Source organism: Alloalcanivorax venustensis ISO4 (genome assembly GCF_015356855.1).
Classification (GTDB): Bacteria; Pseudomonadota; Gammaproteobacteria; order Pseudomonadales; family Alcanivoracaceae; genus Alloalcanivorax; species Alloalcanivorax venustensis.
In genome coordinates, this window is record NZ_ARXR01000005.1 from 152,481 (window position 1) to 177,390 (window position 24,910).

At 65.9% G+C, this 24,910-nt stretch carries 26 protein-coding genes; 10 read left to right on the forward strand and 16 right to left on the reverse strand.

Annotation, left to right across the window (positions count from 1 at the left end):
- Positions 1-40 precede the first annotated feature (40 nt).
- The gene (gene katG, locus ISO4_RS04825; RefSeq protein ID WP_194855333.1) at positions 41-2,302 is read left to right on the forward strand and encodes a catalase/peroxidase HPI; all 2,262 of its coding nucleotides are present in this window, start codon (positions 41-43) and stop codon (positions 2,300-2,302) included.
- A gap of 99 nt (positions 2,303-2,401) precedes the next feature.
- Here the strand turns inward: katG and ISO4_RS04830 are convergent, their stop codons facing one another.
- Both ISO4_RS04830 and ISO4_RS04835 read right to left on the reverse strand, forming a co-directional pair.
- Positions 2,402-3,652 (reverse strand): oxygenase MpaB family protein, encoded by a 1,251-nt coding sequence (locus ISO4_RS04830; RefSeq protein ID WP_194855334.1) that lies wholly within the window; start codon positions 3,650-3,652, stop codon positions 2,402-2,404.
- 133 nt (positions 3,653-3,785) lie between these two features.
- Complete coding sequence (locus ISO4_RS04835) at positions 3,786-4,466, reverse strand: SDR family oxidoreductase (RefSeq protein WP_194855335.1); 681 nt, start codon at positions 4,464-4,466, stop codon at positions 3,786-3,788.
- Positions 4,467-4,650: 184 nt separating this feature from the next.
- Between ISO4_RS04835 and ISO4_RS04840 the strand changes: the two genes are divergently transcribed.
- The gene (locus ISO4_RS04840) at positions 4,651-5,124 is read left to right on the forward strand and encodes a peroxiredoxin (RefSeq protein WP_142947665.1); all 474 of its coding nucleotides are present in this window, start codon (positions 4,651-4,653) and stop codon (positions 5,122-5,124) included.
- 37 nt (positions 5,125-5,161) lie between these two features.
- On the opposite strand, the gene ISO4_RS04845 is transcribed toward ISO4_RS04840, so the two are convergent.
- The 3 genes from ISO4_RS04845 to ISO4_RS04855 all read right to left on the reverse strand — a co-directional run bounded on the left by ISO4_RS04845 (position 5,162) and on the right by ISO4_RS04855 (position 8,560).
- Entirely contained in the window at positions 5,162-6,940 is a 1,779-nt protein-coding gene (locus ISO4_RS04845; RefSeq protein WP_194855336.1) for a thiamine pyrophosphate-requiring protein, read from the reverse strand.
- A 13-nt stretch (positions 6,941-6,953) separates the two neighbouring features.
- Positions 6,954-8,141, reverse strand: coding sequence for a pyridoxal phosphate-dependent aminotransferase (locus ISO4_RS04850; RefSeq protein WP_194855337.1), 1,188 nt, complete (start codon positions 8,139-8,141; stop codon positions 6,954-6,956).
- A 101-nt stretch (positions 8,142-8,242) separates the two neighbouring features.
- The gene (locus ISO4_RS04855) at positions 8,243-8,560 is read right to left on the reverse strand and encodes a DUF3301 domain-containing protein (protein ID WP_142947662.1); all 318 of its coding nucleotides are present in this window, start codon (positions 8,558-8,560) and stop codon (positions 8,243-8,245) included.
- A gap of 80 nt (positions 8,561-8,640) precedes the next feature.
- On the opposite strand from ISO4_RS04855, the gene ISO4_RS04860 reads away from it, so the two are divergent.
- A complete protein-coding gene (locus ISO4_RS04860; RefSeq protein WP_142947661.1) occupies positions 8,641-8,928 on the forward strand; it encodes a hypothetical protein in 288 nt (95 codons plus the stop codon).
- Here the strand turns inward: ISO4_RS04860 and ISO4_RS04865 are convergent.
- The 3 genes from ISO4_RS04865 to ISO4_RS04875 all read right to left on the reverse strand — a co-directional run bounded on the left by ISO4_RS04865 (position 8,925) and on the right by ISO4_RS04875 (position 11,333).
- Positions 8,925-9,686 (reverse strand): ABC transporter permease, encoded by a 762-nt coding sequence (locus ISO4_RS04865; protein ID WP_194855338.1) that lies wholly within the window; start codon positions 9,684-9,686, stop codon positions 8,925-8,927. The two genes, ISO4_RS04860 and ISO4_RS04865, sit on opposite strands and share 4 nt — an antisense overlap.
- Positions 9,683-10,654 carry an ABC transporter ATP-binding protein gene (locus ISO4_RS04870; RefSeq protein WP_194855339.1) on the reverse strand — a complete coding sequence of 324 codons (972 nt, stop codon included), beginning with the start codon at positions 10,652-10,654 and terminating at the stop codon, positions 9,683-9,685. Before ISO4_RS04870 ends, ISO4_RS04865 begins: the two co-directional genes overlap by 4 nt.
- A 106-nt stretch (positions 10,655-10,760) precedes the next feature.
- Complete coding sequence (locus tag ISO4_RS04875) at positions 10,761-11,333, reverse strand: NADPH-dependent FMN reductase (RefSeq protein WP_194855340.1); 573 nt, start codon at positions 11,331-11,333, stop codon at positions 10,761-10,763.
- Between the two features lie 93 nt (positions 11,334-11,426).
- Here ISO4_RS04875 and soxR point away from each other — a divergent pair, with 93 nt between their 5' ends.
- Both soxR and ISO4_RS04885 read left to right on the forward strand, forming a co-directional pair.
- On the forward strand, positions 11,427-11,888 hold the full coding sequence (gene soxR / locus ISO4_RS04880) for a redox-sensitive transcriptional activator SoxR (protein WP_194855341.1): 462 nt from the start codon (positions 11,427-11,429) through the stop codon (positions 11,886-11,888).
- Between the two features lie 120 nt (positions 11,889-12,008).
- Positions 12,009-12,443, forward strand: coding sequence for a hemerythrin domain-containing protein (locus ISO4_RS04885; protein ID WP_194855342.1), 435 nt, complete (start codon positions 12,009-12,011; stop codon positions 12,441-12,443).
- Between the two features lie 12 nt (positions 12,444-12,455).
- Here ISO4_RS04885 and ligD read toward each other — a convergent pair whose 3' ends face one another.
- Both ligD and ISO4_RS04895 read right to left on the reverse strand, forming a co-directional pair.
- Positions 12,456-13,376 carry a non-homologous end-joining DNA ligase gene (gene ligD, locus ISO4_RS04890; protein ID WP_194855343.1) on the reverse strand — a complete coding sequence of 307 codons (921 nt, stop codon included), beginning with the start codon at positions 13,374-13,376 and terminating at the stop codon, positions 12,456-12,458.
- A complete protein-coding gene (locus ISO4_RS04895) occupies positions 13,369-13,809 on the reverse strand; it encodes a DNA polymerase ligase N-terminal domain-containing protein (RefSeq protein WP_194855344.1) in 441 nt (146 codons plus the stop codon). The genes ligD and ISO4_RS04895 overlap by 8 nt, the downstream gene beginning before the upstream one ends.
- Positions 13,810-13,936: 127 nt before the next feature.
- On the opposite strand from ISO4_RS04895, the gene ISO4_RS04900 reads away from it, so the two are divergent.
- From ISO4_RS04900 to thpD, 3 genes are all read left to right on the forward strand, one after another.
- Positions 13,937-14,767 carry an HAD family hydrolase gene (locus ISO4_RS04900; protein ID WP_142947654.1) on the forward strand — a complete coding sequence of 277 codons (831 nt, stop codon included), beginning with the start codon at positions 13,937-13,939 and terminating at the stop codon, positions 14,765-14,767.
- Positions 14,768-14,856: 89 nt separating this feature from the next.
- Positions 14,857-16,293, forward strand: a complete 1,437-nt coding sequence (locus ISO4_RS04905) for an amidase (RefSeq protein ID WP_194855345.1) — start codon at positions 14,857-14,859, stop codon at positions 16,291-16,293.
- 124 nt (positions 16,294-16,417) lie between these two features.
- Positions 16,418-17,353: an ectoine hydroxylase gene (gene thpD / locus ISO4_RS04910; RefSeq protein WP_142947652.1), complete on the forward strand. Its 936-nt coding sequence runs from the start codon at positions 16,418-16,420 to the stop codon at positions 17,351-17,353.
- Positions 17,354-17,365: 12 nt separating this feature from the next.
- Here thpD and mmsB read toward each other — a convergent pair whose 3' ends face one another.
- The 3 genes from mmsB to ISO4_RS04925 are packed head-to-tail and all read right to left on the reverse strand — an operon-like array spanning position 17,366 to position 20,941.
- Positions 17,366-18,256, reverse strand: coding sequence for a 3-hydroxyisobutyrate dehydrogenase (mmsB, locus tag ISO4_RS04915; protein ID WP_142947651.1), 891 nt, complete (start codon positions 18,254-18,256; stop codon positions 17,366-17,368).
- 25 nt (positions 18,257-18,281) lie between these two features.
- The gene (locus tag ISO4_RS04920; RefSeq protein WP_194855346.1) at positions 18,282-19,433 is read right to left on the reverse strand and encodes an acyl-CoA dehydrogenase family protein; all 1,152 of its coding nucleotides are present in this window, start codon (positions 19,431-19,433) and stop codon (positions 18,282-18,284) included.
- Positions 19,434-19,435: 2 nt separating this feature from the next.
- Positions 19,436-20,941 carry a CoA-acylating methylmalonate-semialdehyde dehydrogenase gene (locus tag ISO4_RS04925; RefSeq protein WP_194855347.1) on the reverse strand — a complete coding sequence of 502 codons (1,506 nt, stop codon included), beginning with the start codon at positions 20,939-20,941 and terminating at the stop codon, positions 19,436-19,438.
- A gap of 105 nt (positions 20,942-21,046) precedes the next feature.
- Between ISO4_RS04925 and ISO4_RS04930 the strand changes: the two genes are divergently transcribed.
- Together ISO4_RS04930 and ISO4_RS04935 are read left to right on the forward strand one after the other, a co-directional pair.
- Positions 21,047-21,949, forward strand: coding sequence for an AraC family transcriptional regulator (locus tag ISO4_RS04930; protein WP_194855348.1), 903 nt, complete (start codon positions 21,047-21,049; stop codon positions 21,947-21,949).
- A gap of 89 nt (positions 21,950-22,038) precedes the next feature.
- Positions 22,039-22,386 (forward strand): hypothetical protein, encoded by a 348-nt coding sequence (locus ISO4_RS04935; RefSeq protein ID WP_194855349.1) that lies wholly within the window; start codon positions 22,039-22,041, stop codon positions 22,384-22,386.
- Positions 22,387-22,528: 142 nt separating this feature from the next.
- Here the strand turns inward: ISO4_RS04935 and ISO4_RS04940 are convergent, their stop codons facing one another.
- The 3 genes from ISO4_RS04940 to ISO4_RS04950 all read right to left on the reverse strand — a co-directional run.
- A complete protein-coding gene (locus tag ISO4_RS04940) occupies positions 22,529-23,065 on the reverse strand; it encodes a hypothetical protein (RefSeq protein WP_194855350.1) in 537 nt (178 codons plus the stop codon).
- A 41-nt stretch (positions 23,066-23,106) separates the two neighbouring features.
- The gene (locus ISO4_RS04945) at positions 23,107-24,534 is read right to left on the reverse strand and encodes a GTPase/DUF3482 domain-containing protein (protein ID WP_194855351.1); all 1,428 of its coding nucleotides are present in this window, start codon (positions 24,532-24,534) and stop codon (positions 23,107-23,109) included.
- Positions 24,531-24,910, reverse strand: a 380-nt coding sequence (locus ISO4_RS04950; protein ID WP_194855352.1) for a DUF2868 domain-containing protein, incomplete at its 5' end; no start/stop codon positions are given. The genes ISO4_RS04945 and ISO4_RS04950, both read right to left, overlap by 4 nt.

Below are 24,910 nucleotides of genomic sequence, written 5' to 3' on the forward strand. Positions count from 1 at the left end.
CCTTCGCGTTTGCGAATCATTCACAACGCGAGGAGAGACCGTGAATATAACAAAAGCCGCCTTAGTGGCCGCCTTTACGCTTGCAACGTCCACGGCCGTGTCGGCCAGCCCCCTGGGTCAGCCCGGGGGCTACCACCACGGCTATCAGAAAAGCCCCGCCCGTTCGCCGATGGCCAGCCCCTACTGGTGGCCGGAAACCCTGGATCTGCGCCCGCTGCGTCAGCACGCGGAAAAATCCAGCCCGGTGGCGGACGATTTTGATTACGCCGAGGCCTTCGCCGAGCTCGATCTGGACGCGCTGAAAGCGGACCTGCGCGCGCTGATGACCGACTCTCAGGATTGGTGGCCCGCGGATTACGGCCACTACGGCCCGTTCTTTATCCGCATGGCCTGGCACAGCGCCGGCACCTACCGCGTGCACGATGGCCGCGGCGGCGCCCGCGGCGCCCAGCAGCGTTTCGAGCCGCTCAACAGCTGGCCGGACAACGTCAGCCTGGATAAGGCCCGCCGTCTGTTGTGGCCGCTTAAGCAGAAGTACGGCAACCGTATTTCCTGGGCCGACCTGATGGTGCTGGCCGGCACCGTGGCCATGGAAGACATGGGCTTCAAGACCTATGGCTTCGCCGGTGGCCGCGAGGACGATTGGGAAGCGGACATCACCTACTGGGGCTCGGAGACCGAGTGGCTGGGCGATGAGCGCCACGACGAGGACGGCAAGCTGGAGAAGCCGCTGGCCGCCGTGCAGATGGGCCTGATCTATGTGAACCCGGAGGGCCCCAACGGCAAGCCGGATCCAATGCTCTCGGCGCAGTCGATCCGCCAGAGTTTCGCCCGCATGGCCATGGGCGATGAAGAGGTGGTGGCGCTGATCGCCGGCGGTCATACCTTCGGCAAAGCCCACGGTGCGCACAAGGCGGAGGATTGTCTGGAAGCGGAGCCCGCCGCCGCGCCCATCGAGCAACAGGGCCTGGGCTGGAAGAACAACTGCGGCTCCGGCAAGGGCGCCGACACCTACACCAGCGGGCTGGAAGGCGCCTGGTCGGTGAACCCCACCGCCTGGACGCACCAGTACCTGGACAACCTGTTTGGCTATGAGTGGGTGCAGACCAAGAGTCCGGCCGGCCACATTCAGTGGATCCCCGCCGACGGTCAGGCCGCCAACCTGGTGCCGGACGCGCACATCGAAGGCAAGCGCCACGCCCCGATCATGTTCACCACCGACCTGGCGCTGAAGGTCGATCCGCAATACCGCAAGATCGCCAAGCGCTTCCATGAAAACCCGGAAGAGTTCGAGGACGCCTTCGCGCGCGCCTGGTTCAAGCTGACCCACCGGGACATGGGCCCGCGCGCCGGCTACCTGGGCCCGGACGTGCCCGACGAAGCCTTGATCTGGCAGGACCCGATTCCGGAAGTGGATTACAAGCTGATCTCCAAGGGCGACGCGGAAGACCTTAAAGAGGAAATCCTCGCGTCCGGGCTCACCGTGCCGCAGCTGGTGCGCACCGCCTGGGCCTCCGCCTCCACCTTCCGGGGTTCCGACCTGCGCGGCGGCGCCAACGGCGGCCGGGTCGCGCTGGCGCCGCAAAAGGACTGGCCGGTGAACGACCCTGAAGAGCTGGATCAGGTGCTGGCGACGCTGGAACAGATCCGCGCCGACTTCAACGAAGGGGGGCTGTTCCGCCGCAGCAAAATCTCCCTGGCGGACATGATCGTGCTGGGCGGGGCCGCGGCCATCGAGAAAGCCGCCGCCGACGCCGGCCACGACATCGAGGTGCCGTTCACCCCGGGGCGTGCCGACGCCACTCAAGCCATGACCGATGTGGAGGCGTTCGCGGTGATGGAGCCCCAGGCGGACGGGTTCCGGAACTACTTCAGTGAAGAGAGCCGGCTTTCCCCCACCGACAGCCTGGTGGACAAGGCCGACCTGCTGACGCTGAGCGTGCCGGAAATGACCGTGCTGGTGGGCGGCATGCGCAGCCTGGACGCCAACGTGGACGGCGCCGACCACGGCGTATTCACCGATCGCCCGGGCACCCTGAGCAACGACTTCTTCGTCAATCTGCTGGACATGTCCACCCGGTGGGCGCCGTCGGAAAACAACGACGGTCTGTATGAAGGGCACGATCGCCAGAGCGGCGAGCTGAAGTGGACCGCCACGCCGGTGGATCTGATCTTTGGTTCCAACGCCGAGCTGCGCGCGGTGTCGGAGTACTACGCTCTCAGCGACAACGACGATAAGTTCGTGAGCGACTTCGTGGCCGCCTGGACCAAGGTGATGAACCTGGACCGCGCCGCGCTCTGACACCCTGCTTCAGAACTTTTTCAGGCAACCCTCCCGCCGGCCCGTGCAAGGCCGGCGGACTTCCCCTAGCGGCGACACCCTGTCGCCGCTTTTTTTGCGCTAGCGGGCCAGTTTGTTCACCGGCGTAAAGCTGGTGTCCGCTTTCAGCCGCTGGACCCGTTTCGGGAACTGCTCCCGGCGCGCCCGTTCGCCCAGCCGTATCAGGCTCCGGTTCACCGACGGCACGCTTTTGCGCACCAGCTCCGCGCCCAACCGTAACGGTATCTGCGCCGGCCACACGTACTTGGTGGCGGTGCGCGGCAGCCCCAGCTTGTCGCCGGCGTCGTCGCCCAGGACGTAGCGGGTATAGCCGGCGCGCAGGGTGTATTCCAGCCGGCCGAGACGCTTCGCCAGCCAGCCGTCGCCGCTGTCTTGCAGCGAGGCCCGGGCCAGCGCCTCGCCCAGGCGGCGGCTGTCCTCGTCGCTCTCGCCGATGGTGGCGATCACCTGGTAGAGGGCGCGCATGGCATCGGCCTCGCAGGCCGGCAGCAGGCGTTCGTCCACGCCCATCAGGTAGCCCACGTAGCGCCACAGGTGCACCACCGCTTCCCGTTCGCGCTTGCTGAACAGAAAGCCCAGCGAGCGCAGGCCGGAGAGAAAGATCACCGAAAATTCCAGGATCGTGGCCATGGAATCCCACTGGTTCAGCGGGTGCCCCCAGGCCGGGTCCCACTTGTCGGACTTGAGCAGCATGGCGCGCACCTGGGCGTGCATCAGGCGCACGCGCACGGCGCTTTTGAAGCCGTCCCGGTCCCGCTCCAGGCCGCCGGGGGTGGTCACGTCGATCCAGAATTTGCCGGTCTCCACCAGCCGCCGGTTGGCCATGCGGTCCAGCTCGCCGGTGAACGCCAGCGGCTTGGCCGCCGCCGCCGCCAGATAGCCGCCCATCAGGGACAGATTGCGCAGCACCAGCTCGCCGGCCAGGCCCACCCGGTGGGAGACCTCGCAGGCCAGCCGCAGCTGCGCCCGGTCCAGCCAGATGGGTTCGTGGTCGATCTGGTGAAACAGGGCGGTCAGTTCTTCCGGCGGGTCGTCGAAGGTGTGCAGGCCCTGTTCCAGGGCCTGGTCCAGCAGTTTGCGGCCCTGGCCCGCGGGCAGGCGGTGGTACATGGCGACCACCGCGTCGGCGAGCGGATCCCCGGCCAGCATCGCCTGGCGGATCGACGCCATCTGCCCCGGCGTCGGGTGCGGGTCGGAGCCGAGCAGCCATTTGAACAGGCGCCGACCGCGCCGCATGCCGGGGCGGTCCGGGTCGCCGACCCGGTTAAGGCGGGCCGGATCGGTGAGGGGCTCGCGGATCATGGCGGTCATGGGGCGCTCCTTGCAGCGTGCGGCTGGCAATGTAGAACCGGTGAGTTCTATGCAGCATATCAAGCCGCCGTGCCGATGACATGACCGGAATGATCAGCGCGGCCGGTGTTTTCGGGCACCGGCCCGGAGCGGGTTACCAGGGCAGCTCGCTGCCGTCGGAGTGCCAGAAGGTGCCGGTGTTGTCCAGGTTGAGCTCGTCCATGCGCTGCACCAGGCGGTGGGCGGCCTTCTCGGCGGTGATGTGCCCGGTGTGGCCGGTCATGTCGGTCTGCACATAGCCCGGGTGCAGAATGGCCACGGCGATGCCCTTGTCCTTCAGGTCCACGGCGAGGGATTTGCCGGCGGCGTTGAGGCCGGCCTTGCTGATGCGGTAGCCGTACTTCTTGCCGGAATCGTTATCGGCGATGGAGCCCATGCGCGAGGTCATCAGGCCCACCTTGGCGCCGTCACCGAGGTTGTCCAGCAGGGCATGGGTGACGCGCAACGGGCCCAGGGTGTTCACTTCGAACTGCTTCTGGATCTGCTCGAAGTTCATGTCCTCCAGGGTTTCGCTCTCCATCATGCCGGCGTTGTTGTAGAGCACGTCCACGGGGGTGTCGCCCAGTTCCTGTTTGAGTGTTTGCACGTCCTCGGCGCGGCTCACGTCGATGCCCTCGATAACGCGCACGCCCAGATCGTGCAGGTCTTCGCCGCCCTTCTTCACGGCGGACGAGCGGCACACCGCGATAACGTGATTGCCGCGCGCTTTCCACAGGCGCGCCATGTCATAGCCGATGCCACGGTTGGCACCGGTGATTACGATGGTCTGGCTCATTGGTTCCGTCCTTGCGGTTGCGTAGCGATGCCCCACAACCTGGGGCCTGCCGGCGCGCGGGGCAACCCGGGGGCGGTGTCCAAAACAGACTTTTACGTTCACTGCGTGGCAGTATTCGGCGCCGGGCGCGGGAACCTGTTACATTCCAAGTCCTTCACAATTTCCAGGTTAAAAGGATCGACCCATGACTATTTCCGTAGGCGACAAGATTCCCGATGTCACCATCAAGACCAACGGCGCCAAGGGCCCCGAGGACCTCTCCACCGGCGAGTTTTTCAAAGGCCGTAAAGTGGTGCTGTTCGCGGTGCCCGGCGCGTTCACTCCGGGGTGTTCCAACACCCACATGCCCGGCTTCGTGGTGGAAGCGGACGAGCTGCTCTCCAAGGTGGACGTGATCGCCTGCCTGGCCACCAACGACGCCTTCGTGATGGACGCCTGGCAGAAGGATCAGAACGCCGAGCGCATCACCATGCTGGCGGACGGCAACGCGGAATTCGTCAAAGCCCTGGGGCTGGAACTGGACGCCACCGGCGGCGGCATGGGCATCCGCAGCAAACGCTTCGCGCTGGTCGCCAATGACGGCGTGGTGGAATACCTGGGCGTGGATGAAAAGGGCGTGGAAGACAGCAGCGCCCAGACCGTGCTCAAGCACATCTGAACACGCCGTGGCCGGGGCCGCGCGCCCCGGCCGTGATTCAGCGTTTCAGATATTTGGCCGCCATCGCCTTGACCGACTGGCGGATCTGCGGGCCGGCCTCCGGGTCGCCTTTCAGGATCGAGCTCAGGTAGCCCTTTACCTGATCCATCTCCAGATGGGTGGGCAGCGGCGGCACGTTGGGATCCACCACCGCGTTGATCACCACCGGACGGTCCGCGTTGAGGGCCTCCTCCAGCACCGCCACCACCTGGTCCGGGTCGTCCAGCCGCAGGCCGCGTAACCCCAGCATCTCCGCGTAGCGGTCGTAGTCGAAATCCGGCAGCGCCTGGGACGATTCGTACTTGGGATCGCCTTCCATCACCCGCTGCTCCCAGGTCACCTGGTTCAGGTCGCGGTTGTTCAGCACCAGAATCACCAGTCTCGGGTCCGACCATTCCCGCCAATAGTGGGCGGCGGTGATCAGCCCGTTATTGCCGATCATCTGCATGGCGCCGTCGCCGACCATGGCCACCACCGGTTTGTCCGGCTCGGCGAACTTCGCCGCCAGGGCATAGGGCACGCCGTTGCCCATGGAGGCGAGCCCGCCGGAGGTGGTGCCTTGCACCTTGCCGTTGACCTTCAGAAAGCGCGCGTACCAGTCGGTGGCGGTGCCCACGTCGGCGGCCAGCCGGGTGTCGTCGGGCAGCCGTGACGACAGTTCCCAGAAAATGCGCTGCGGATTGAGCGGCTCGGCGCTGGTATAGGCGCGCGCTTCGACGGTGTCCCACCAGTCGGCGATCCGTTCTTCCAGATCCGCGCGCCAGCTTGTGTCCTGTTTCGGCGTGATCCGCTCCAGCAGCGCTTCCAGGGTGGCGGCGGCGTCACCGTGCAGGTTCACCTCGGTGGGGTAGCGCAGCCCCAGGTTGGCCGCGTCGATGTCGATCTGCACCGCGCGCGCCTGATCCTCCTCGGGCAGAAACTCCGCGTAGGGGAAGCTGGTGCCCACCAGCAGCAGGGTGTCGCAATGGCGCATCATGCGGTCACTGGGTTCGGTGCCCAGCAGCCCCAGGGTACCGGTGACGCCCGGCTGGTAATCGGAAATCATGGTCTTGGCGAGCACCGCCTTGGCGATGCCGGCGCCCAGCGCGTCGGACAGCTTCAGCAGCGGCTCGACGGCGTCCTTGACCCCGGCGCCGGCCAGGATCGCCACTTTTTCGCCGGCGTTGAGCACCTCGGCGGCGGCGTCCAGGTCGGTGGCGGCGGCGTGCCGCACCGACGGCCGGTAGCCGACCCCGGACCAGGTGGCGCCGTGGCCGCCGGGTGGCTCCGCCATGGGCTCGTCCTGCAGATCATTGGGCACCACCACCACGCTGACGGTGCGCTCCGCCTCGGCGATGCGCACCGCCCGGTCGATCACGTGGCGCGCCTGGGCCGGCGCCATCAGCGTTTGCACGTAGCCGGCGGCGTCCTTGAACAGACTGCCCAGGTCCACCTCCTGCTGGAAGTCCGAACCCAGGCTGATGCGCGCCTGCTGACCGACCACCGCGACCACCGGCATATGGTCCTTGGCGGCGTCGTAAAGGCCGTTGAGGGCGTGAATCGCGCCCGGGCCGGAGGTGGTCACCACGGCGCCCGGGCGGCCGGTGTATTTGGCGTGCCCGCAGGCCATGAACGCGGCCAGTTCCTCGTGGCGGGGTTGCACCAGGGTCACGCCGTCGTTGCGGCGCAGCGCGCTCATCACGCCGTTGATGCCGTCACCGGAATAACCGAACACGCGGTCGATGCCCCATTGCTGCAAGCGATCGACAATGAAGTCGCCTACCGTTGCCTTGCTCATACTGCCTCCTTGGCTATCGCAAAAACTCGCGCAGCCTGCGCAAGCCGGTTTCGATGGTGTGCATGTCGGCGGCGAACGACACCCGCAGCCGTCCGGGGGCGCCGAAGCCGCTGCCCGGCACCACCGCCACGCCGGCCCTGTGCAGCAGCGCCTCGGCCAGCTGGCGGTCGTTGTCGATGCCGTCCAGGCGCGCGATAGCCTCGCGCACATCCGGGAAGGCGTAGAAGGTGCCGTCCGAGCGCGGGCACTGCACGCCGGGTATCTCGTTCAGCGCCGGCACGATGTGGTCGTGGCGGCGCCGGTAGGCCTCCACCATGCGCCGCACCGGCGTCTGGTCGCCGAGCAGCGCTTCCGTGGCGGCGTACTGGCTGATGCTGGTGGCGCCGGCGGTGCTCTGGCCCTGCACCTTTTTCATCGCCGCGATGGCCTCGGCGGGGCCGGCCACGAAGCCCACCCGCCAGCCGGTCATGGCGTAGGCCTTGGACACGCCGTTGACGATGAAGCAGCGGTCCGCCAGATCCGGCGCCACGTTGAGCAGGTTGCGAAACGGCTCGCCGGTCCAGTTCAGGTGCTCGTAGATGTCGTCGCTGACCACGAACACCCGCGGGTAGCGGCGCAGCACCGCGGCCAGGGCGTTCAGGGTGTCGCGGTCGTAGAGGCGCCCGGTGGGATTGTTGGGGCTGTTCAGGAACACCAGCCGGGTGGCGTCGGTGAGCGCCGCGTCCAGGCGCTCGGCGCGCGGCAGGTAACCGTCCTCGGCGTCGAGATCCAGATAGACGGTCTGCGCCTCGGCCAGCGTCACCTGGGCGGGGTAGGTGACCCAGTAGGGGCGCGGCACCACCGCCTCGTCGCCGGGGCGCAGCAGCGTCTGGCAGAGATCGTAAAGCGCCTGCTTGGCGCCGCAGGTCACCAGGATCTGATCGTCTTGAAAATGCAGGTCGTTATCACGGCGGAATTTTTCGCGCACCGCGTGCTTGAGGCCGTCGTAGCCGTCCACCGCGGTGTAGTGGGTGAACCCCTGGTCGATGGCCTGGTGGGCGGCGCGTTTGACGCCGTCCGGGGTCGCGAAATCCGGTTCGCCGGCGCCCAGGCGGGCCACCGCGTCGCCGCCGCGGTGATCGGCCTGGATGGCCGCCGCTTCGGCGTTGATCTTCAGCGTCAGCGACGGCTGTATGCGTTCGACTCGGTCAGCGTAGGACATCCTTGCCTCCTGACGGAAATGCCCTTCAAGGGGTACGCCGATCAAGGAAGCGTGAAAAGGGAGGGAAGGGAAAAAGGTGTAAAAGGCCCCGAGGCTGGGAACTAGAAACGGTGCGGCGGCAGCACCACGCTGTGCACGCGCTCCCCGCGCAGCCGGGTTTCGCCTTGGTAGCGTTCGCCGCCGGTGACCGTGAACTCAAAGGCGTAGATACGCCACAGGCCCCAGCGGCCGCGCTCGTCACGGGCCAGGCGGAAGCGCTTGAGGCCCACGGTCTGGTCGAGCAGCAGAACCTCTTCGCGCTCGCAATGCCGCCGTGTGGCGCGCAGCGCCGTTTCGCGAATGCGCTGGGAGCGCCAGAACAGCGCCGCGCCGATGGCCAGCGCCGCGAGCAGAAGAAGATCGGTGAGATTCAGGTTCACAACGGTTTCCGTTTCCCGGTAGTAAGGTGCACCATGATAAGCGTCGGACGTGGACGTTAAAACGCCGGCCAGGAGATACCATGAACGCATTGTTTGAAAAGCTTCGCCGGTTGTTCGGCGGGGCGCCTGAACCCGCCCGGGAAGACGCCGAGGTGCGCATGCACTATCCGGAACCGGGCCCCCACGCCCATATGGGCGAGCACGGCGCCGCCCACCCGGACGACGACCCGGAGGATCTGCACCGCGGCCGCCGCCGGCTGAAGGAAAGCCACACCAGCCACTGGGACCTGGACTACATGTCCCGCGAGGAGATGGAGAAGCTTGCCGAAGCCAGCCGTCAGGCCCGGGATAAAGAACACCGGGATTAACTTTTCAGCCGGTATCCGGTTTTGAAAATCCACCAGATGGTGGCCAGGCACAACAGCATGAACATCACCGTCATGCCCAGGCTCACCGCCACGTTCACATCGGCCACGCCGTAGAAGCTCCAGCGGAAGCCGCTGATCAGGTACACCACCGGGTTGAACAGCGTCACCGTTTGCCAGAACGGCGGCAGCATATTCACCGAGTAGAAGGTGCCGCCCAGGAACGTCAGCGGCGTGACGATCATCATCGGGATGATCTGCAGCTTCTCGAAACCGTCCGCCCAGATGCCGATGATGAAGCCGAACAGGCTGAACGTCACCGCCGTGAGCACCAGGAAGAACAACATGGCGAACGGATGCTCGATGCCGAAATCCACGAACAACCGTGAGGTGGCGAGAATCAGCAGGCCGAGAATGATCGACTTGCTGGCGGCGGCGCCCACATAGCCGAGCACCACCTCCACATAGGACACCGGCGCCGACAGCACCTCGTAAATGGTGCCGCTGAACTTGGGCATGTAAATACCGAACGAGGCGTTGGAGATGCTCTCGTTGAGCAGCATCAGCATGATCAGCCCGGGGATGATGAAGGCGCCGTAGCTGATGCCGTCGATCTCCACCATGCGTGAGCCGATCGCCGAACCGAACACGACGAAATACAGCGAGGTGGAAATCACCGGCGAAGCGATGCTCTGCATCAGGGTGCGCCAGGTGCGGGCCATTTCGAAAAGATAGATCGCGCGAATCGCATGCAGGTTCATTGGCTGTCTCCGGCCGCGGGTTGCGGGGTGTCCGTGCCGCCCGGTGTGCCGTTGTGGACCAGGTCGACGAAGATTTCTTCCAGCGAGCTTTCCCGCGTGCGCAGATCGCGGAACTCAATGCCCAGCTCGCCCAGGCGGCGCAGCAGGCCGGCGATGTCGCCGTGCTCGTGGCGGGCGTCGAAGCTGTACACCAGCTCGTGGCCGTCGGCGGACAACGTCAAGGACATCGGCGCCAGGCTTTCCGGCACCGCCGACAGCGGCTCGGAAAGCTGCAGGCGCAGTTCCTTGCGGCCCAGCTTCTCCATCAGGGTGTGCTTGTTTTCCACCAGCACAATCTCCCCCCGGTTGATCACGCCGACCCGGTCGGCCATCTCCTCCGCTTCCTCGATGTAGTGGGTGGTGAGAATAATGGTGACACCGTTTTCGCGCAGGCCGCGCACCATTTCCCACATATCCCGGCGCAGCTCCACGTCGACACCGGCGGTGGGCTCGTCGAGAAACAGAATGCGCGGTTCATGGGCCAGGGCCTTGGCGATCATCACGCGCCGTTTCATGCCGCCGGACAGGGCGATGATCTTTTCCTTGCGCTTGTCCCACAGGGACAGGTCACGCAGCACTTTCTCCACATAGGCCGGGTTCTTGGGCTTGCCGAACAGCCCGCGGCTGAACGTGACCGTGGCCCAGACCGTCTCGAAGGCGTCGGTGGACAGCTCCTGGGGCACCAGGCCGATGGTGGACCGGGCGGCGCGGAAATCCCGCACGATGTCATGGCCGTCGGCCAGCACGGTGCCGGCGGTGGGATTGACGATGCCGCAGATGACGCTGATCAGGGTCGTCTTGCCGGCGCCGTTGGGGCCCAGCAAGGCAAAAATCTCGCCCCGGCGTATTTCCAGATTCACGTCCTTGAGAGCCTGGAAGCCGGAGTCATAGGTCTTGTTGAGTTGTTGCACGGAAATGATAGGACTCACGACCACTCCTTGAATGTTTTTGTTGCGCTCCCGGTGTGTCGTTCGGGCGCCGCGAAAAACGACACCGTAGTATGCCTGAGACGACAGGCCCCGGTCGTGCACGGGTTCATGACACCGTCCGGTAGTCGGCGCCCGCCCGGGCGTCGCGCAGCGCGGACGCCCACCAGCGCAATTGCGTCAGCAATACGTTGAGGTTGCGGTCCCCCCGTTCCATATCCCGCCAGCGGTGCTGCGGGTCGAAGTGCGCCCACACGTTGGGGAAGCTGACCACCTGACGGATGGTGGTGGCGTGCAGTTCGGCGAATATCTGGCGCAGTTGCTCCACGGCGCGGCTGCCCCCGGAGAGACCGCCGTAGGAGACGAACGCCACCGGTTTGGCGTGCCAGGGTTCATTGAAGCCGTCGATGAAGTGCTTCAGCGCCGCCGGGAAGCTGTGATTGTACTCGGGCGTTACCACGATGAAGGCGTCGGACCGGCTGAGGCGGGCGGCGATGGCCTTCTCCGTCGCGCCGTCGGTACCGCGTAAATCGGTGAGACCCTCGGCAAGAGGGTCGATGACGTCCAGCGTATAGTCGGCGCGCGCCTCCACCCGGTCGGCCACCCAGCCGGCAACCGCGTCACAGAGTCTTCCGTTGCGGACACTGCCGTAGATCACCGCGACCTTGATGGGTTTTGACATGGTTGGTCTCCTCACTTGTGTGCTGATCGTTGGACGGCACTTTGAGACCTGAAGTAAGGTTGAGATCAATAGCCATTGGGAAAGGTTGTCACGATGAGCAAGATAGCGGCCGCCGATATCGGCAAGGCGCTGACGCCGGGGGAAGTGGCCCGGCGCAGTGGCGTGGCGGTGTCGGCATTACACTTCTACGAGAAAAAGGGGCTGATCCACAGTCATCGGAGCAGCGGCAACCAGCGCCGCTACAGCCGTGACGTGCTGCGCCGCGTGGCGGTGATCAAGGTGGCGCAGCGGATCGGTATTCCACTGGCGGAGATCGGCCGGGCGCTGGCGGAGCTGCCGGACGGCCGCACCCCCAACGCCCACGACTGGAAACGGCTGTCGGCGCATTGGCGCCATGATCTGAACGAGCGCATTCAAAGCCTGACGCAGCTCCGTGACCAGCTCGACGGCTGCATCGGCTGCGGGTGTTTGTCGATCAACGCCTGCCGGCTTCGCAACCCGCTGGATGAGTTGTCCGAGGACGGCCCCGGCCCGCGTCTGCTTGAGCCCGACTGATTCCACCGGCTGTAAATTCCGGTAAACAAAAACGCCGTTGGCGGCGGCTTCGGGTATCTTGGACGTCACTCACGAACCAGGATTCAAACCTCACAGCCAGCGCCCAGGGGAGGGCCAGCCATGACGTTGTTCGAAGCACTCAGAGAAGACCATGACACCCAGCGGACCCTGCTGGGCCTTTTGATCAAAACCCACGGCGACAGTGACGGCCGCGAGGAATTGTTCAAAAAAGTGAAGAAGGCGCTGACCAGCCACGCCGCCGCCGAGGAACGGGCGCTCTACATTCCGATGATGGAATTGGACATGACCCAGGAAAAAGCCCGCCACAGTGTCGCCGAGCATCACGAGATCGATGAACTGGTGGAAGAACTGGAAGATACGGATTTCAGTTCGCCGGGCTGGCTGGCCGCCGCCAGAAAGCTGCACGATCTGGTCACCCACCACCTGGACGAAGAAGAACAGGAGGTGTTCCAGCTCGCCGGGCGTGCCCTGAGCGACGACGCCAAGGCGCGTCTGGCGGACACCTACCGGGACGAAATGGCCGCCGCTCAATAAACCGGCCGGGCCTCAGTCCCGCTCCCAGGCCCGCAGCGCCGTTTCCAGCGTGCCGATGTCCGCCGCATGGTGCGCCATGTCCGCCCAGGGGTCGTCTTTCTGGCCGAGGCGCCGGAACAGGTTGTCGACGCGGTAGCGGCGCGGCCCGATATCCGCGTCGTTCACCTCGTTCCAGTCCAGCGGCGTGGCCACCGGCGCGCCCGGTTTGGCGCGCACCGCGTAGGGCGCCACCGCGGTCTGGCCGAAGGCGTTGCGCATGATGTCCAGGTAGAGCCGGCCGTGGCGTTTGTTCTTGCGCTGCTCGGCGGTGAGCGCGTCCGGGTGGCGGGCCACCAAGTGATCCGCCAGGCGCCGGCAGGCGCGCCGCACCCGGTCGAAGTCGGCGCCCGGTTTCAACGGCGCCACCACGTGCAGCCCGCGCGAGCCGGTGGTTTTCACGAACGGCGTCAGGCCGGCGTCGCGCAGTGCGTCGCCCACCTGCCAGGCGGCCCGGCGCACCGGCTCGAAATCGTCGCCGGGCGGATCCAGGTCGAGCACCAGTTGGTCGGGCCGGTGCGGCCGGTCCACCCGGCTGAGCCAGGCGTGCAGGGTCAGCGTCGCCTGGCTGGCCAGATAGACCAGATCGGCGGCGCGCTCGCAGAGAATATGCGTCACCGCGCCGGTGCCGCCGGGGTGATCGATGGACGCGGCGGGCAGCCAGTCCGGGAAATAATCGCTGCGGTTCTGCTGATAGAAGCCGTGCGCGCCGATGCCGTCCGGAAAGCGGTGCAGCGTCAGCGGGCGGCCGCGCAGGTGCGGCAGCATCATCGGCGCCACCCGCTGGTAGTAGTCCGCCAGATCCGATTTGCTCAGGCCGTGTTCCGGGAACAGCACCTTGTCCGGATGGGACAGGGTGATGGTCTTGCCGTCCACGGTCAGGGTGCGGTCACTCATGGTCGTGCTCCGCCTTGCCGTCGCGGGCGATGCCCGCCAGGGTGCGGCCGCTTTTCACCGAACGGTTCTGCGTGGAGGTGGGGTTGCGGCGCGCGTCGGCGAGCAGATTGCGGTAGCCGCCCCGGTCCCAGACCATCACGGTGCCGGCGCCGTAGTGGCCTTCGGGAATCACGCCTTCGAAATCGGCGTAGTCCAGCGGATGGTCTTCCACCTGCACCGCCAGCCGCTTTTCGCGCGGGTCGGTGGACGGGCCCTTGGGCACCGCCCAGGACTTCAAAGCGCCGTCGAACGCCAGCCGGAAGTCATAATGCAGCCGGCTGGCGTCGTGCTTCTGGATCACGAACCGGGGCGCGTCGCCGTTGCCGCCGGCGGGCTCGCGGCTGGCGCCCAGGTTGCGCTTGCGGCGGTACTCATTGAGCGGGTCCTTGCTCATGGCGGTCTCCGTGCTGGTTGCTCGCCTGTCCGCCAGCATAGCCCCCCGGCGCGGACGAAATCAGCGGCCAAGCGTAAAAAATCTTCAAGTCCCCGGCCTGTAACAGGCGCTGTGATAAAGTTGCCGCATGAGTATTCTGCAGCTGCCCCACGATAAGCCGGCGGCCGTGTTGATCGACTGGCACGCGACCCTGGTGGACACCCACGACGCCATGTACCACGCGGTCGACGATGTTTTGCCCAGGCTTAAGGAGCTGGGTCTTTGGGACCGGCTGCTCAAACCGGAAGAATCGAAGACCATCGAGGACGCCAAGCTGGTCAAGTACGTGCGCGAGAACAACAAGCTGCACCCCAAGATCACCGCCCAGCGGAAAATCTCGCGCACCGATATCTTCGAAGTGCTGTTCGGCGCCGACGGCGACGCCAAGCGCCGCATCCATCAGGCCTTCGACGATTGCTATAAAAAATACGTGGACGAAGTTCACCCGCTGGAGAGTGACATCCGCGTTCAACTGGAGCGGTTGCGCCAGTCCGGCGTGCCGGTGGCGTTGATCTCCAACCGCAAGCGGGAGTTCCTCGAGCACGAGCTGCGCATTGTCGACGGCACCGGCTGGGAGGATCTGTTCGACACCATTGTCTGCGGCGACGACGTGGAACACCGCAAGCCGGCGCCGGACATGCTGCTCAAGGCGCTGGACAACCTCGGCCTGACGCCGGCGGAGAACTGCTGGTACGTGGGCGACAGCACCACCGACGTGATCGCCGCCAAGGAAGCCGGCATCACCGCGATCTTCTATAACGGCGCCGGCTGGCCGGACTCCTGGCTGGACAAGATTTTCCCCAACACCGTCAGCCACCCGCACCGCCCGGACGCGGTGGTCACCAGCATCGCCGACCTGGTGCACCTGGCGCGGGTGATGCTCGCCCAGGGCAAGCGGGTGGACCGGGCCAGGGGCTAGGCCCTCATCGTCTTGCGATTGGCCCGCTGTGAATGTGGCACCATGGTACGATCTTTCGCCATCGACCGCCTTCACAGCAGGACACACCGATGAATCAATACGCCGGACCCGCCCCCGAAGCGCGCCTTCATGCCTTCCGTGATGACGCCCTCGGTGACCACGACGCCACCGCCCTGGCCGACCTGTTGCGCCGTGGCGAGCGCAGTGCGGCGCAGCTCACCGACGCCGCCATCGAGCGCATCCAGGCGGTGAACCCGGCGCTCAACGGCCTGGCGCTGGACACCTTTGAAACGGCCCGCCGAAGCGCGGACCAGCGCCTGCGGGACGGCGGGGAGTTCGCCGGCGTGCCCAGCCTGATCAAGGACAACATCGACGTGGCGGGCCTGCCCACCGGCCACGGTGCCCGCGCCGTGCGACCGCGCAACGCCGCCAAGGACAGCCACTTTGCCCGCCAGTATCTGGACCAGGGCTTCGTGCTGCTGGGCAAAACCCGGCTGCCGGATTTCGGCTTCAGCGCCACCACCGAGTACGCCGGCGCGCCGGCCACCCGCAACCCCTGGGCGCCGGGCTATTCCAGCGGCGCCTCCTCCGGCGGCAGTGCCGCCCTGGTGGCGGCCGGCGCGGTGCCCATCGCCCACGGCAACGACGGCGGCGGCTCGATCCGCATTCCCGCCGCCTGCTGCGGCCTGGTGGGCCTTAAACCCACCCGCGGCCGGCTGGTGAAATCGGAAGCGTCCCGGTCGTTGCCGATCGACATCATCGCCGAGGGCGTGCTCACCCGCAGCGTGCGCGACACCGCCAATTTCTTCGCCGCCGCCGAGCAGTATTACCGCAACCCCAAGCTGCCGCCGATCGGCCGGGTGGAAGGGCCGGGCCGGCGGCGCCTGCGCGTGGGCCTGGTGGTGGACTCGATCACCGGCAGCCCCACCTGTCCGCAGACCCGGGCCGTGGTGGAGGACGCCGGCCATTTGCTGGCCGGGCTCGGCCACCGGGTGGAAGAGGCGCCGGTGCCGCTGGAGCGCCGCTTTATCGACGACTTCGTGCTCTACTACGGCTTTATGGCGTTCATGGTGAGCACCTTCGGCCGCGCCCTGTTCGGGCCCGGCTTCGACCCCCGGCAGCTGGACGGCCTGACCCGGGGCCTGAGCCGCTATTACCGGCGCAAGCTGTGGAAGACACCGGCGGTGCTCTACCAGCTCAAGCGCACCTGGCAGGCCTACGCCCGCTCGTTCCAGCATTACGACGTGGTGCTGTCGCCGGTGCTCGCCCACACCACGCCGCCGCTCGGCTACCTGAGCCCCAATGTGGACTTCGAGGTGCTGATCGACCGGCTGATCAAGTACGTCAGCTTCACCCCCGCCAACAATGCTTCCGGCAGCCCGGCCCTGTCGTTGCCGCTGGGCGAAAGCCGCGAGGGCCTGCCCATCGGCGTGCAGTTCTCCGCGCTGCAGGGCGACGAAAAAACGCTGCTGGAGCTGGCCTTCGAGCTGGAGCAGGCGCGCCCCTGGCGACGTATTCAGAACTGACGGGACGGCCACCTTGAAACCGGATTTATAGACCTTATAGTCACGCTGCCGGGCTCCCTCCTGGCGGCGGCCCGGCCTGATAACGCCAATCTGGACCTGATCCCAAATCTCAGGAGGTGATTTGATGTCAGTGCAGACGCCCACCCGACCCATTACCGGACCGGCTCCGGCGATTCAGGACCCTTACCCCACCCGTCTGGCGAAAAAGCCGGACATGCCCTGGCTGAACCGCCGCGAAAAAGTGGTTAAGGGCCAGGCCGCCGACGGCCCCCTTTCCCAGCAACAACTGGACGAGTTCGAGCAGCGCGGCTTTCTGTTCGAGCCGGACTTCCTGGATCAGCGGGAAGTGCAGGAGCTCACCGGCCATTTGCACGAACTGCTCGCCCGGGATGAATTCCGGGGCCGGGATTTCAGTGTCACCGAGCCCGGCAGTGAGGAAATCCGCTCCCTGTTCGCGGTGCACTTTCTGTCCGAACGTTTCCGCCAACTGGCCCGTGACCCGCGCCTGACCGGCCGCGCCCGGCAGATACTGGGCGGCGATGTCTATGTGCACCAGTCACGGATCAACTACAAGCCGGGCTTCCACGGCAAGGGATTCAACTGGCATTCGGACTTCGAGACCTGGCACGCCGAGGACGGCATGCCGTCCATGCACGCGGTGAGCGCGTCCATCGTGCTGACCGACAACCACCACTTCAACGGGCCCCTGATGCTGATTCCCGGCTCGCACAAGGTGTTCGTGCCGTGCCTGGGCGCCACCCCGGACGACCACCACAAGCAGTCCCTGAAGACCCAGGAATTCGGCGTGCCCGGCAACGACGTGCTGCAGGCGCTGATCGAGCGGGGCGGTATCGAGGCGCCCACCGGCAAGGCCGGCGGCCTGATTCTGTTCGACTGCAACACCCTGCACGGCTCCAACGCCAATATGTCGCCGGACCCGCGCAGCAATGTGTTCTTCGTCTACAACCGCCGCGACAACGTTTGCGACCGGCCCTACGCGGCCCGGCGGCGCCGTCCCTCGTTCCTGGCCCACGGGCCCGGGGAGACGTGGACGCCGTAACCCGGCCCGGTGTCAGGGCTCGCGGTGTTTGAAGAACGTCTGGATGCTGGAAAAGTCCTTGCCGCCCAGGCCCTGGTTGCCGAGGGCGGCGTACAGGCTTTTCGCCAGTGAGCCCATGGGCGTGCTGGACTGGCTGGCCAGCGCCGCTTCCAGCGCCAGGCCCAGATCCTTGTTCATCAGTTTCACCGCGAAACCGCCGTTGTAGTCGTTGCTGGACGGCACGCCCTCCATCACGCCGGGCCAGGGGTTGTACACCTCCAGGGACCAGTTGCGTCCGGAGCTGGCTTTCATGATGTCGGAGAGCACCGCCGGGTCCAGGCCGTGGTCGGCGCCCAGTTGCAGCGCTTCGGCGGTGCCGATCATATGCACGGCCAGCAGCATGTTGTTGCAGATTTTCGCCACCTGGCCGGCGCCGTTGTCGCCGGCGCGGAACACGTTCTTGCCCATGCAGTCGAGCACCGGGCGGGCGCGTTCCACCGCCGCTTCCGGGCCGCCGCAGATAAACGTCAGCGTGCCCGCTTTGGCGCCGCCGACACCGCCGGACACCGGCGCGTCGATCATGGTGCGGCCGCTGTCGGCGGCGGCGCTGGCCACCCGGCGGGCGGTGTCGGCGTCGATGGTGGAGCAGTCGATGATCAGGGTGTCCGGGTGGATGGCGTCCAGCACGCCGTCGTCGCCCAGATACAGGCCGGTGACCGCGCCGGCGGAGGGCAGCATGCTGATCACCACCTCGGCGCCGGCCACCGCCGCCGCCGGGTCGGCGGCCACGGCGACGCCGTCCGCTTCCACGGTCTTGAGCAGCTCGGGCACCAGGTCGAAGGCGGTCACCGTGTGGCCGGCCTTGACCAGATTGGCGGCCATCGGCCCGCCCATGTTGCCGACGCCGAAGAATCCGATGTTCATATTGTTCTCCTTTTTGAATCGGGCCTTATAAAAAGCTCAGGTCTTTCAGTACCCGGCGGGCGATGATCACCCGCATGATTTCGTTGGTGCCTTCCAGAATCTGATGCACCCGGCTGTCGCGCACATAGCGCTCCAGCGGGTACTCCTTGATGTAGCCGTAGCCGCCGTGCAGCTGCAGGGCCTGGTTGCAGACGTCGAAGCACAGGTCGGTGGCGAGCCGCTTGGCCATGGCGCAGAAGGTGCCTTTGTCGGCGTCGCCGTTATCCAGCTTCCAGGCCGCCAGCCGCACCATCTGCTGGGCCGCCACCAGGTGGGTGGCCATGTCCGCCAGGGTGAACTGCACGCTCTGGAACTCGCTCACCGGCTGATCGAACTGGCGGCGCTCCTGCACGTAGCTCTGCGCCTGGGCCAGCGCCGCCGAGGCCGCGCCCAGCGAGCAGCTGGCGATATTGATACGGCCGCCGTCCAGGCCCGCCATGGCGATCTTGAAGCCCTGGCCCTCGTCGCCGATGCGGTTTTCCACCGGGACGCGCGCGTCCTCGAGAATCACCGCCCGGGTGGGCTGGCTTTTCCAGCCCATCTTGTCCTCGTTGCGGCCGTAGCTGACGCCGGGCGTGTCCGACGGGATCGCGAAGCAGGAAATGCCGCCGGCGCCGGGCCCGCCGGTGCGCGCCATCAGCACCAGCAGGTCGGTGTCGCCGGCGCCGGAGATGAACGCCTTGGCGCCGTTCAGCACATACTCGTCGCCGTCGCGGCGGGCGCTGGTCTTCAGCGACGCCGCGTCGGAGCCGGCGCCGGGTTCGGTGAGGCAATAGGAGGCCAGCGCCTCGCCGCTCATCAGCGGCCCGTTCCAGCGCTGGCGCACCGCCTCGGAGCCGAACCGGGACAGCATCCAGGTGGCCATGTTGTGGATGGTGATGAAGGCGGTGGTGGAGGTGCAGCCCGCCGCCATCTGCTCGAAGATCAGCGCCGCGTCGAGCCGGCTCAGGCCCATGCCGCCCTGGTCCTCGTCGCAGTACAGCGCGCAGAAGCCCAGCTCGCCGGCGCGGCGGATGGTGTCCTTGGGGAAGGTGCCGTGCTGGTCCCACTCGGCGGCGAACGGCGCCAGCTCCTTATCGGCGAACTGGCGCGCGGTGTCGCGGAACGCCAGCTGCTCGTCGGTGAAGTTGAAGTCCATGGCTATTTCAGGTTGATGGTCATGTTGGGGCCGCCGTGGGCGCCGTCCGGGATGTCGTCGTCGAACCAGCGGCTGGTGACGGTCTTGGTCTCGGTGTAGAAGCGCACCGCCTGTTTGCCGTAGGCGTGCTGGTCCCCGTAGAAGGATCCCTTCCAACCGGTGAAGCTGAAGAACGGCAGCGGCACCGGGATCGGCACATTGATGCCCACCTGGCCCACTTCCACCTCGTGCTGATACTTGCGCGCGGCGGCGCCACTGGCTGTGAAGATCGAGGTGCCGTTGCCGTAGGGGCTGTTGTTCACCAGCTCCAGGGCCTCTTCCAGGGTATCCACGGTCATGCAGCACAGCACCGGGCCGAAGATCTCTTCTTTGTAGAGCGCCATGTCCGGGGTCACGTCGCTGAACAGGGTGGGGCCCACCCAGTTGCCGTCCGGCAGCCCGTCCACGGTGCAATCGGAACCGTCCAGCAAACAGCTGGCGCCTTCCTCCTTGCCCTGCTTGATCAGCGTCAGCACCCGGTCGCGGGCCTTGGGGCTGATCTGCGGGCCATAGGCGGCGTTCTCGTCGTCCCAGGCGCCGGGGCGGATTTTCGCCAGCTCGTCCTTGAGTTCGTCGATCCACTGTTTGGACTCGCCCACGAACACCGCCACGCTGATCGCCATGCAGCGCTGGCCGGCGGCGCCGCAGGAAGCGCCCACCAGGTTGCTGATCACCTGATCCTTGCGCGCGTCCGGCATCACCACCATGTGGTTCTTGGCGCCGGCGAAACACTGGGCGCGTTTGAGGTGGTCGGTGGCGGTGCGGTAGACGTGCTGGCCCACCGGCACCGAGCCGACGAAGGACACCGCCTTGATCTCCGGGTGGGTGAGCAGGGTGTCCACCTGTTCCTTGCCGCCGTGGACCACCTGCAGCAGGTTCTTGGGCGCGCCGGCGCGCAGGAACAGCTCGGCGAGAATATTGGGGGTCATCGGGTCCTGCTCGGAGGGCTTGAGCACGAAGCTGTTGCCGCAGGCGATGGCCATCGGGAACATCCACAGCGGAATCATCGCCGGGAAGTTGAACGGGGTGATGCCCGCGCACACGCCCAGCGGCTGGGTCCAGGCGTGGCCGTCGATACCGCGCGCCACGTTTTCCACCGTCTCGCCCATCATCAGCGAGCCGATGTTGGCGGCGTGCTCCACCACCTCGATGCCGCGCCACACATCGCCCTTGGCGTCCGCGAACACCTTGCCGGTTTCCTTGGCCAGCACCTCGGCGATTTCATCGTGGTGCTCCTTGAGCAGGTGCTGGTAGCGCAGCATCACCCGGGCGCGCTCGGACACCGGGGTTTCCCGCCATTCCAGGAACGCCTCGCGGGCGGACTGGATGGCGCTCTCCATTTCCTCGGCGGTGGCCGCCGGCACTTCGCAGAGCACCTCCTGGGTGGCCGGGTTGGTGACTGGAATCCAGGTGTCGGTCTGGCTTTGCTGGAATTCGCCGTTGATCAGTTGCGGCAGTCGCGTGCTCATGGAGCCTCCGAAAGTGGGGGTGTTGTTCTATTATTGCTATGATTTACCACAGTATCGTCCCCATGCGGATGGTTTCTATTGACCAGTAATGGACTATATTGCGGTATGGATTCCAGTGACGTCCCGGTTATCGAGACCTCCCAGTGGCCACTGCCCCGGGACGGCCGCCGCATTGTGGTGCCCCAGGCGCTGATCCAGACGCTGGGCGCGCACCCGCTGTGCGGCGACTGCCTGCCCCACGGCGTGGGCTACTACCCGCGCGCCGCCGGCCATCAGATGGGGCGCGCCTCGCCCCGCGATCATCTGCTGATCTATTGCGTGGCCGGACGCGGTGAAGTGGATCTGGACGGCGACGCCCACCCGGTGGGGCCCGGCGACGTGCTGCTGTTCCGGGAAGGGCAGCCGCACCGCTACCGGGCCCGCCCGGACGACCCCTGGACCATCTACTGGGTGCACCTGGGCGGCGCCGCCGTGGATGCGTTTTTCGACGCCATCGAGCCGGACCCGCGCGCCGGACTGGTGCCGGTGGGCCTGCACTCGCGGCTCAGCGAAGAGTTCGAAGTGCTGCTGGCCACCGCGGTGAGCTTTCAGATTCACCATCAGGTGCACGCCGCCAATGTGCTGCGCGGCCTGCTCACCTTCCTGGCGCTGGTACGCCGCCGCCAGCAGGCGCGGCAGGCGGCGCTGGACGTGGACCGGGTGCAGAGCTACCTGCAAAGCCGCCTGCACGAACGGCTGGCCCTGGACGACCTGGTCGCCGCCACCAGCACCCTGTCGCGCTATCACTTTATTCGCGAGTACAAACGCCTCACCGGGCAGACGCCGATGCAGGCGTTTCAGCACCTCAAGATCAGCCGCGCCTGCTACCTGCTGGACGTCAGCGACCTGGGCGTCAGCGACATCGCCCGCCACCTGGGCCACGACGACCCCTACTACTTTTCCCGCCTGTTTAAAAAAGTGATGGGCGTAGCGCCCCGCCACTACCGCCGCGAACGCTCCTCCCACTGAGCGGTGCATAACCCTTTATTCTCTTGGGGTTGCAGCAATAATAAAAATGTTGCATAAAGGGGAAAATGCCTTCTCAAGGAGATAGAGAAATGTCGTTATCAGCGGAAGATAAACAGAAATACCATGACCTCATCCAATCCATCTGGTCTGGCTCCGTAAGCTCTACGCCCTCGCAAATTACTGAAGAAGTGGCGGATATTGTCGATACGGTGATTGATGAAACGTACTCATGTTCAGAAGATTTCGCCGGGACTTTGACGTTACTAGCCGCGATAGGGGGCGCGTGGATCTTGCCGCGTAACATCGTGAAGTATTATTTCGACGCCTTGGAAACCTGGCTGTCTGATGTCGAAGGCAACATCACCTATAAGATATGTATCAATCAGGCCGCTTTGAATTGGAAGAGCCCTTTGGTGCTTGCCCTGATGGGTATCTAATCGATGGATGTCCTTAAAGTTTTGTTCTGGGTCCTCGTGGCGATAAGCGCGATTTGGTACTTCAAGGACAAAGACAGTCCTGTTTTCCGCTGGTCATCATTTTGCGCTACGTTACTTATAGCCTACATTTTGATAGCCAGGATTATTGACTGAGTTTCGCGGATTTAATGATGGCGGTAACAGCTTTTTTTGAGAAATTGAAATCCAAATAATCGATGTTGCCGCTTTTCACGATTAGCATGGTTCTGTATCCCGCTGTGTTCTTTTGAAGCCTTAGATACAGGGTCGTGTCTTCGAGTTCGCGCCAGTATATTTTTACTTCGCACGATAATTTCGATGCGGGGATATCGGATCTTGCCTGCAATAATGTCCGTGCTTTTTCTGTCTTTGACGTGTCGTTTTCGAATAAGGTTTCGATGGTCGTCCGGCTAAGTTCTCGATGTGTTAGGACGTCCCCATTCTTGTACTTCATAATTAACATATCGTTGACGTGAGCCACGGTTTTCAGACTGTGATCTGGTAGAAAGAGTGTCGCTGGACCGAAGCGCCCCATAAGGACGGCGTCGTTTGGCGGGCTTTGGCTATCAAGCTCGATCATTTGAGTCGTGCAGGCATCAGCGAAGGCGGGAGAACCGCTCAGAACGCAAGCCGCCATCAAAGCCAGTCGAACAAGGTGCATGTTAGACCTCCAAGCATGTGTATTGCTGGATCCAGAGTTCACTATAACGATCCGGATCGCCAGGCGAGGAACGCTTCACCAGCTTGCTCTACCGCCGTCTCGAGGGCATCCCGACGCTTCACATCCCCGGGCTCACGCGGCGGATCCTGCAACGCCTTCTGCAGCCGCTGGCGCTGCCCCCGGGGCAACTGTTCCAGCCAGTGGCGGTCCGCGTCGCCCAGAGTGAGCGGGTCACGCCCGGCGTGATTGCGGTGACTGACCTGATGCCAGTGCTCCAGGGCCCGGCCCAGCACCACATAGCCGAATTGTGGATCGCGGACCGGCCCGAAGGCCGCCTCGGCGCCGCCGGTGAAGCGCTCCAGCACTTTCAGCGCGCCCAGTTTGTCGGCGTACTTGCCGCCGTAGAAGACGCTGCCGGCGGCGCCCAGCACGCCGCCGATCAGGGCGCCGGCCCCCAGCGAATGACCGGCGGCCAGGGCGTCGATGCCGGCCCCGCCCAGGGCGCCGGCGCCGAAGCCGGCGGTGGCCAGGTAGGTGCGGCTGACGCCCCAGGTCCGGCGGGCCTGTTCACTGAACAGGTCGCTGCCCGGCTGCCACGCCAGGGCCTGTTCCCGGCGGCGCAGGTGGCGGTGCTGGTAAAGGGCTTCCACGTCGCGGCGCAGGCCCTGCTCCCGCTGGCGCTGCCAGTCCCGCCAGCGTTGGCCGAGTTCGTGCTCGAGGGCGTCGCGGTTGCCGTCGTCGCGCAGCCGGCCGGTTTCCCGGTGGGTGAGCATGTCCGCCAGGGCGGCGGCGATCAGTTGCAGGGCCTGGCGCTGGCGGTGCCGGCGCTGGTCGCGCAGATGGTGGGTGGCCTCCTCAAGCGGCGCTTCCCATTCCGGCGCCAGCTGGCCGAAACCGCGCAGCAGGCTCAGATGGGCCTCGAAGGGGGCGTGCACCGCGTCGAAATCGCGCACGATCTGGAAGTACTGACCCAGGGCGGCGCGCCAGTCGGCCAGGTGGTCGCCCGCGCCGATGCGGTTGATCAGCGCCAGGCTGGGGCGGCCGGTCCAGCGCAGGATTTCCATTTCCGCTTCCTGTTCGCGGCTGTAGGGCACCGCGCCGTCCACCACATAGAGAATGCCGGCGCCCTCCAGTATCGGCGTCAGCAGCTGGCATTCGTCATGGAAACGGGGGTCGTCGCGGTGCTGGGTGACAAAGGCGCGCACCGTGTCCGGCCGGTCCGACGCGGACAGGCTGTGGGCCTGCAGCCAGGCCAGCACCCGGCGCGGGCGCTGGAAGCCGGGGGTGTCGATCAGTTCGTACAGCAGCCGGTCGTCCACGCGCAGCGGGTAGTGGCCGTTCTCCCGGGTGGTGCCCGGCTCCAGGGCGATGGCGATGCCGTCGTTCTGGGCCAGGGTGGCGACAATGCTCGACTTGCCCTTGTTGGGGTGGCCGACCACGGCGAAACGGGGCAGGGGGCGCTCGCTCATGGGCGACACAGCCTGACCGGCCGGTGCCGGTCCACGAAGCGTTGCCACTGGGCCAGCAGCGCGCCGTCCACCAGAGCGGTTTGATCGTCGGCGGCGAGTGGCAGCAGCACGATGTCGGTGTTCGCCGGCAGGCTGTGGCGGGCGTCGTCGAGGAAGTCCGCCAGTTCGCCGGTGGGCGGCTCCCAGCCGCGCGTCAGCACCACCACCGGCAGGCCCAGGTCGGCGCGGGTGAGGGTGTCGCGGTCCTGCTCCAGGCTGGCGCTGCCGCCGGCTTCGAGCACCTGCATGGGGGCGTCCTGGAGCAGGTTTCGGGCGAGGTCGGCGCTGCCGGCGCCGGCCCAGCGGATCACCACGCCGCTTTCCGGCGGCGGCGCCA

Bases quoted from the DNA above. Each gene is read 5' to 3' on its own strand.
- ISO4_RS04830 (WP_194855334.1), bottom strand. From the start codon at position 3,652: ATGACCGCCATGATCCGCGAGCCCCTCACCGATCCGGCCCGCCTTAAC.
- ISO4_RS04835 (WP_194855335.1), bottom strand. From the start codon at position 4,466: ATGAGCCAGACCATCGTAATCACCGGTGCCAACCGTGGCATCGGCTAT.
- ISO4_RS04840 (WP_142947665.1), top strand. From the start codon at position 4,651: ATGACTATTTCCGTAGGCGACAAGATTCCCGATGTCACCATCAAGACC.
- ISO4_RS04845 (WP_194855336.1), bottom strand. From the start codon at position 6,940: ATGAGCAAGGCAACGGTAGGCGACTTCATTGTCGATCGCTTGCAGCAA.
- ISO4_RS04850 (WP_194855337.1), bottom strand. From the start codon at position 8,141: ATGTCCTACGCTGACCGAGTCGAACGCATACAGCCGTCGCTGACGCTG.
- ISO4_RS04860 (WP_142947661.1), top strand. From the start codon at position 8,641: ATGAACGCATTGTTTGAAAAGCTTCGCCGGTTGTTCGGCGGGGCGCCT.
- ISO4_RS04865 (WP_194855338.1), bottom strand. From the start codon at position 9,686: ATGAACCTGCATGCGATTCGCGCGATCTATCTTTTCGAAATGGCCCGC.
- ISO4_RS04875 (WP_194855340.1), bottom strand. From the start codon at position 11,333: ATGTCAAAACCCATCAAGGTCGCGGTGATCTACGGCAGTGTCCGCAAC.
- soxR (WP_194855341.1), top strand. From the start codon at position 11,427: ATGAGCAAGATAGCGGCCGCCGATATCGGCAAGGCGCTGACGCCGGGG.
- ISO4_RS04885 (WP_194855342.1), top strand. From the start codon at position 12,009: ATGACGTTGTTCGAAGCACTCAGAGAAGACCATGACACCCAGCGGACC.
- ligD (WP_194855343.1), bottom strand. From the start codon at position 13,376: ATGAGTGACCGCACCCTGACCGTGGACGGCAAGACCATCACCCTGTCC.
- ISO4_RS04895 (WP_194855344.1), bottom strand. From the start codon at position 13,809: ATGAGCAAGGACCCGCTCAATGAGTACCGCCGCAAGCGCAACCTGGGC.
- ISO4_RS04900 (WP_142947654.1), top strand. From the start codon at position 13,937: ATGAGTATTCTGCAGCTGCCCCACGATAAGCCGGCGGCCGTGTTGATC.
- ISO4_RS04905 (WP_194855345.1), top strand. From the start codon at position 14,857: ATGAATCAATACGCCGGACCCGCCCCCGAAGCGCGCCTTCATGCCTTC.
- thpD (WP_142947652.1), top strand. From the start codon at position 16,418: ATGTCAGTGCAGACGCCCACCCGACCCATTACCGGACCGGCTCCGGCG.
- mmsB (WP_142947651.1), bottom strand. From the start codon at position 18,256: ATGAACATCGGATTCTTCGGCGTCGGCAACATGGGCGGGCCGATGGCC.
- ISO4_RS04920 (WP_194855346.1), bottom strand. From the start codon at position 19,433: ATGGACTTCAACTTCACCGACGAGCAGCTGGCGTTCCGCGACACCGCG.
- ISO4_RS04925 (WP_194855347.1), bottom strand. From the start codon at position 20,941: ATGAGCACGCGACTGCCGCAACTGATCAACGGCGAATTCCAGCAAAGC.
- ISO4_RS04930 (WP_194855348.1), top strand. From the start codon at position 21,047: ATGGATTCCAGTGACGTCCCGGTTATCGAGACCTCCCAGTGGCCACTG.
- ISO4_RS04935 (WP_194855349.1), top strand. From the start codon at position 22,039: ATGTCGTTATCAGCGGAAGATAAACAGAAATACCATGACCTCATCCAA.
- ISO4_RS04940 (WP_194855350.1), bottom strand. From the start codon at position 23,065: ATGCACCTTGTTCGACTGGCTTTGATGGCGGCTTGCGTTCTGAGCGGT.
- ISO4_RS04945 (WP_194855351.1), bottom strand. From the start codon at position 24,534: ATGAGCGAGCGCCCCCTGCCCCGTTTCGCCGTGGTCGGCCACCCCAAC.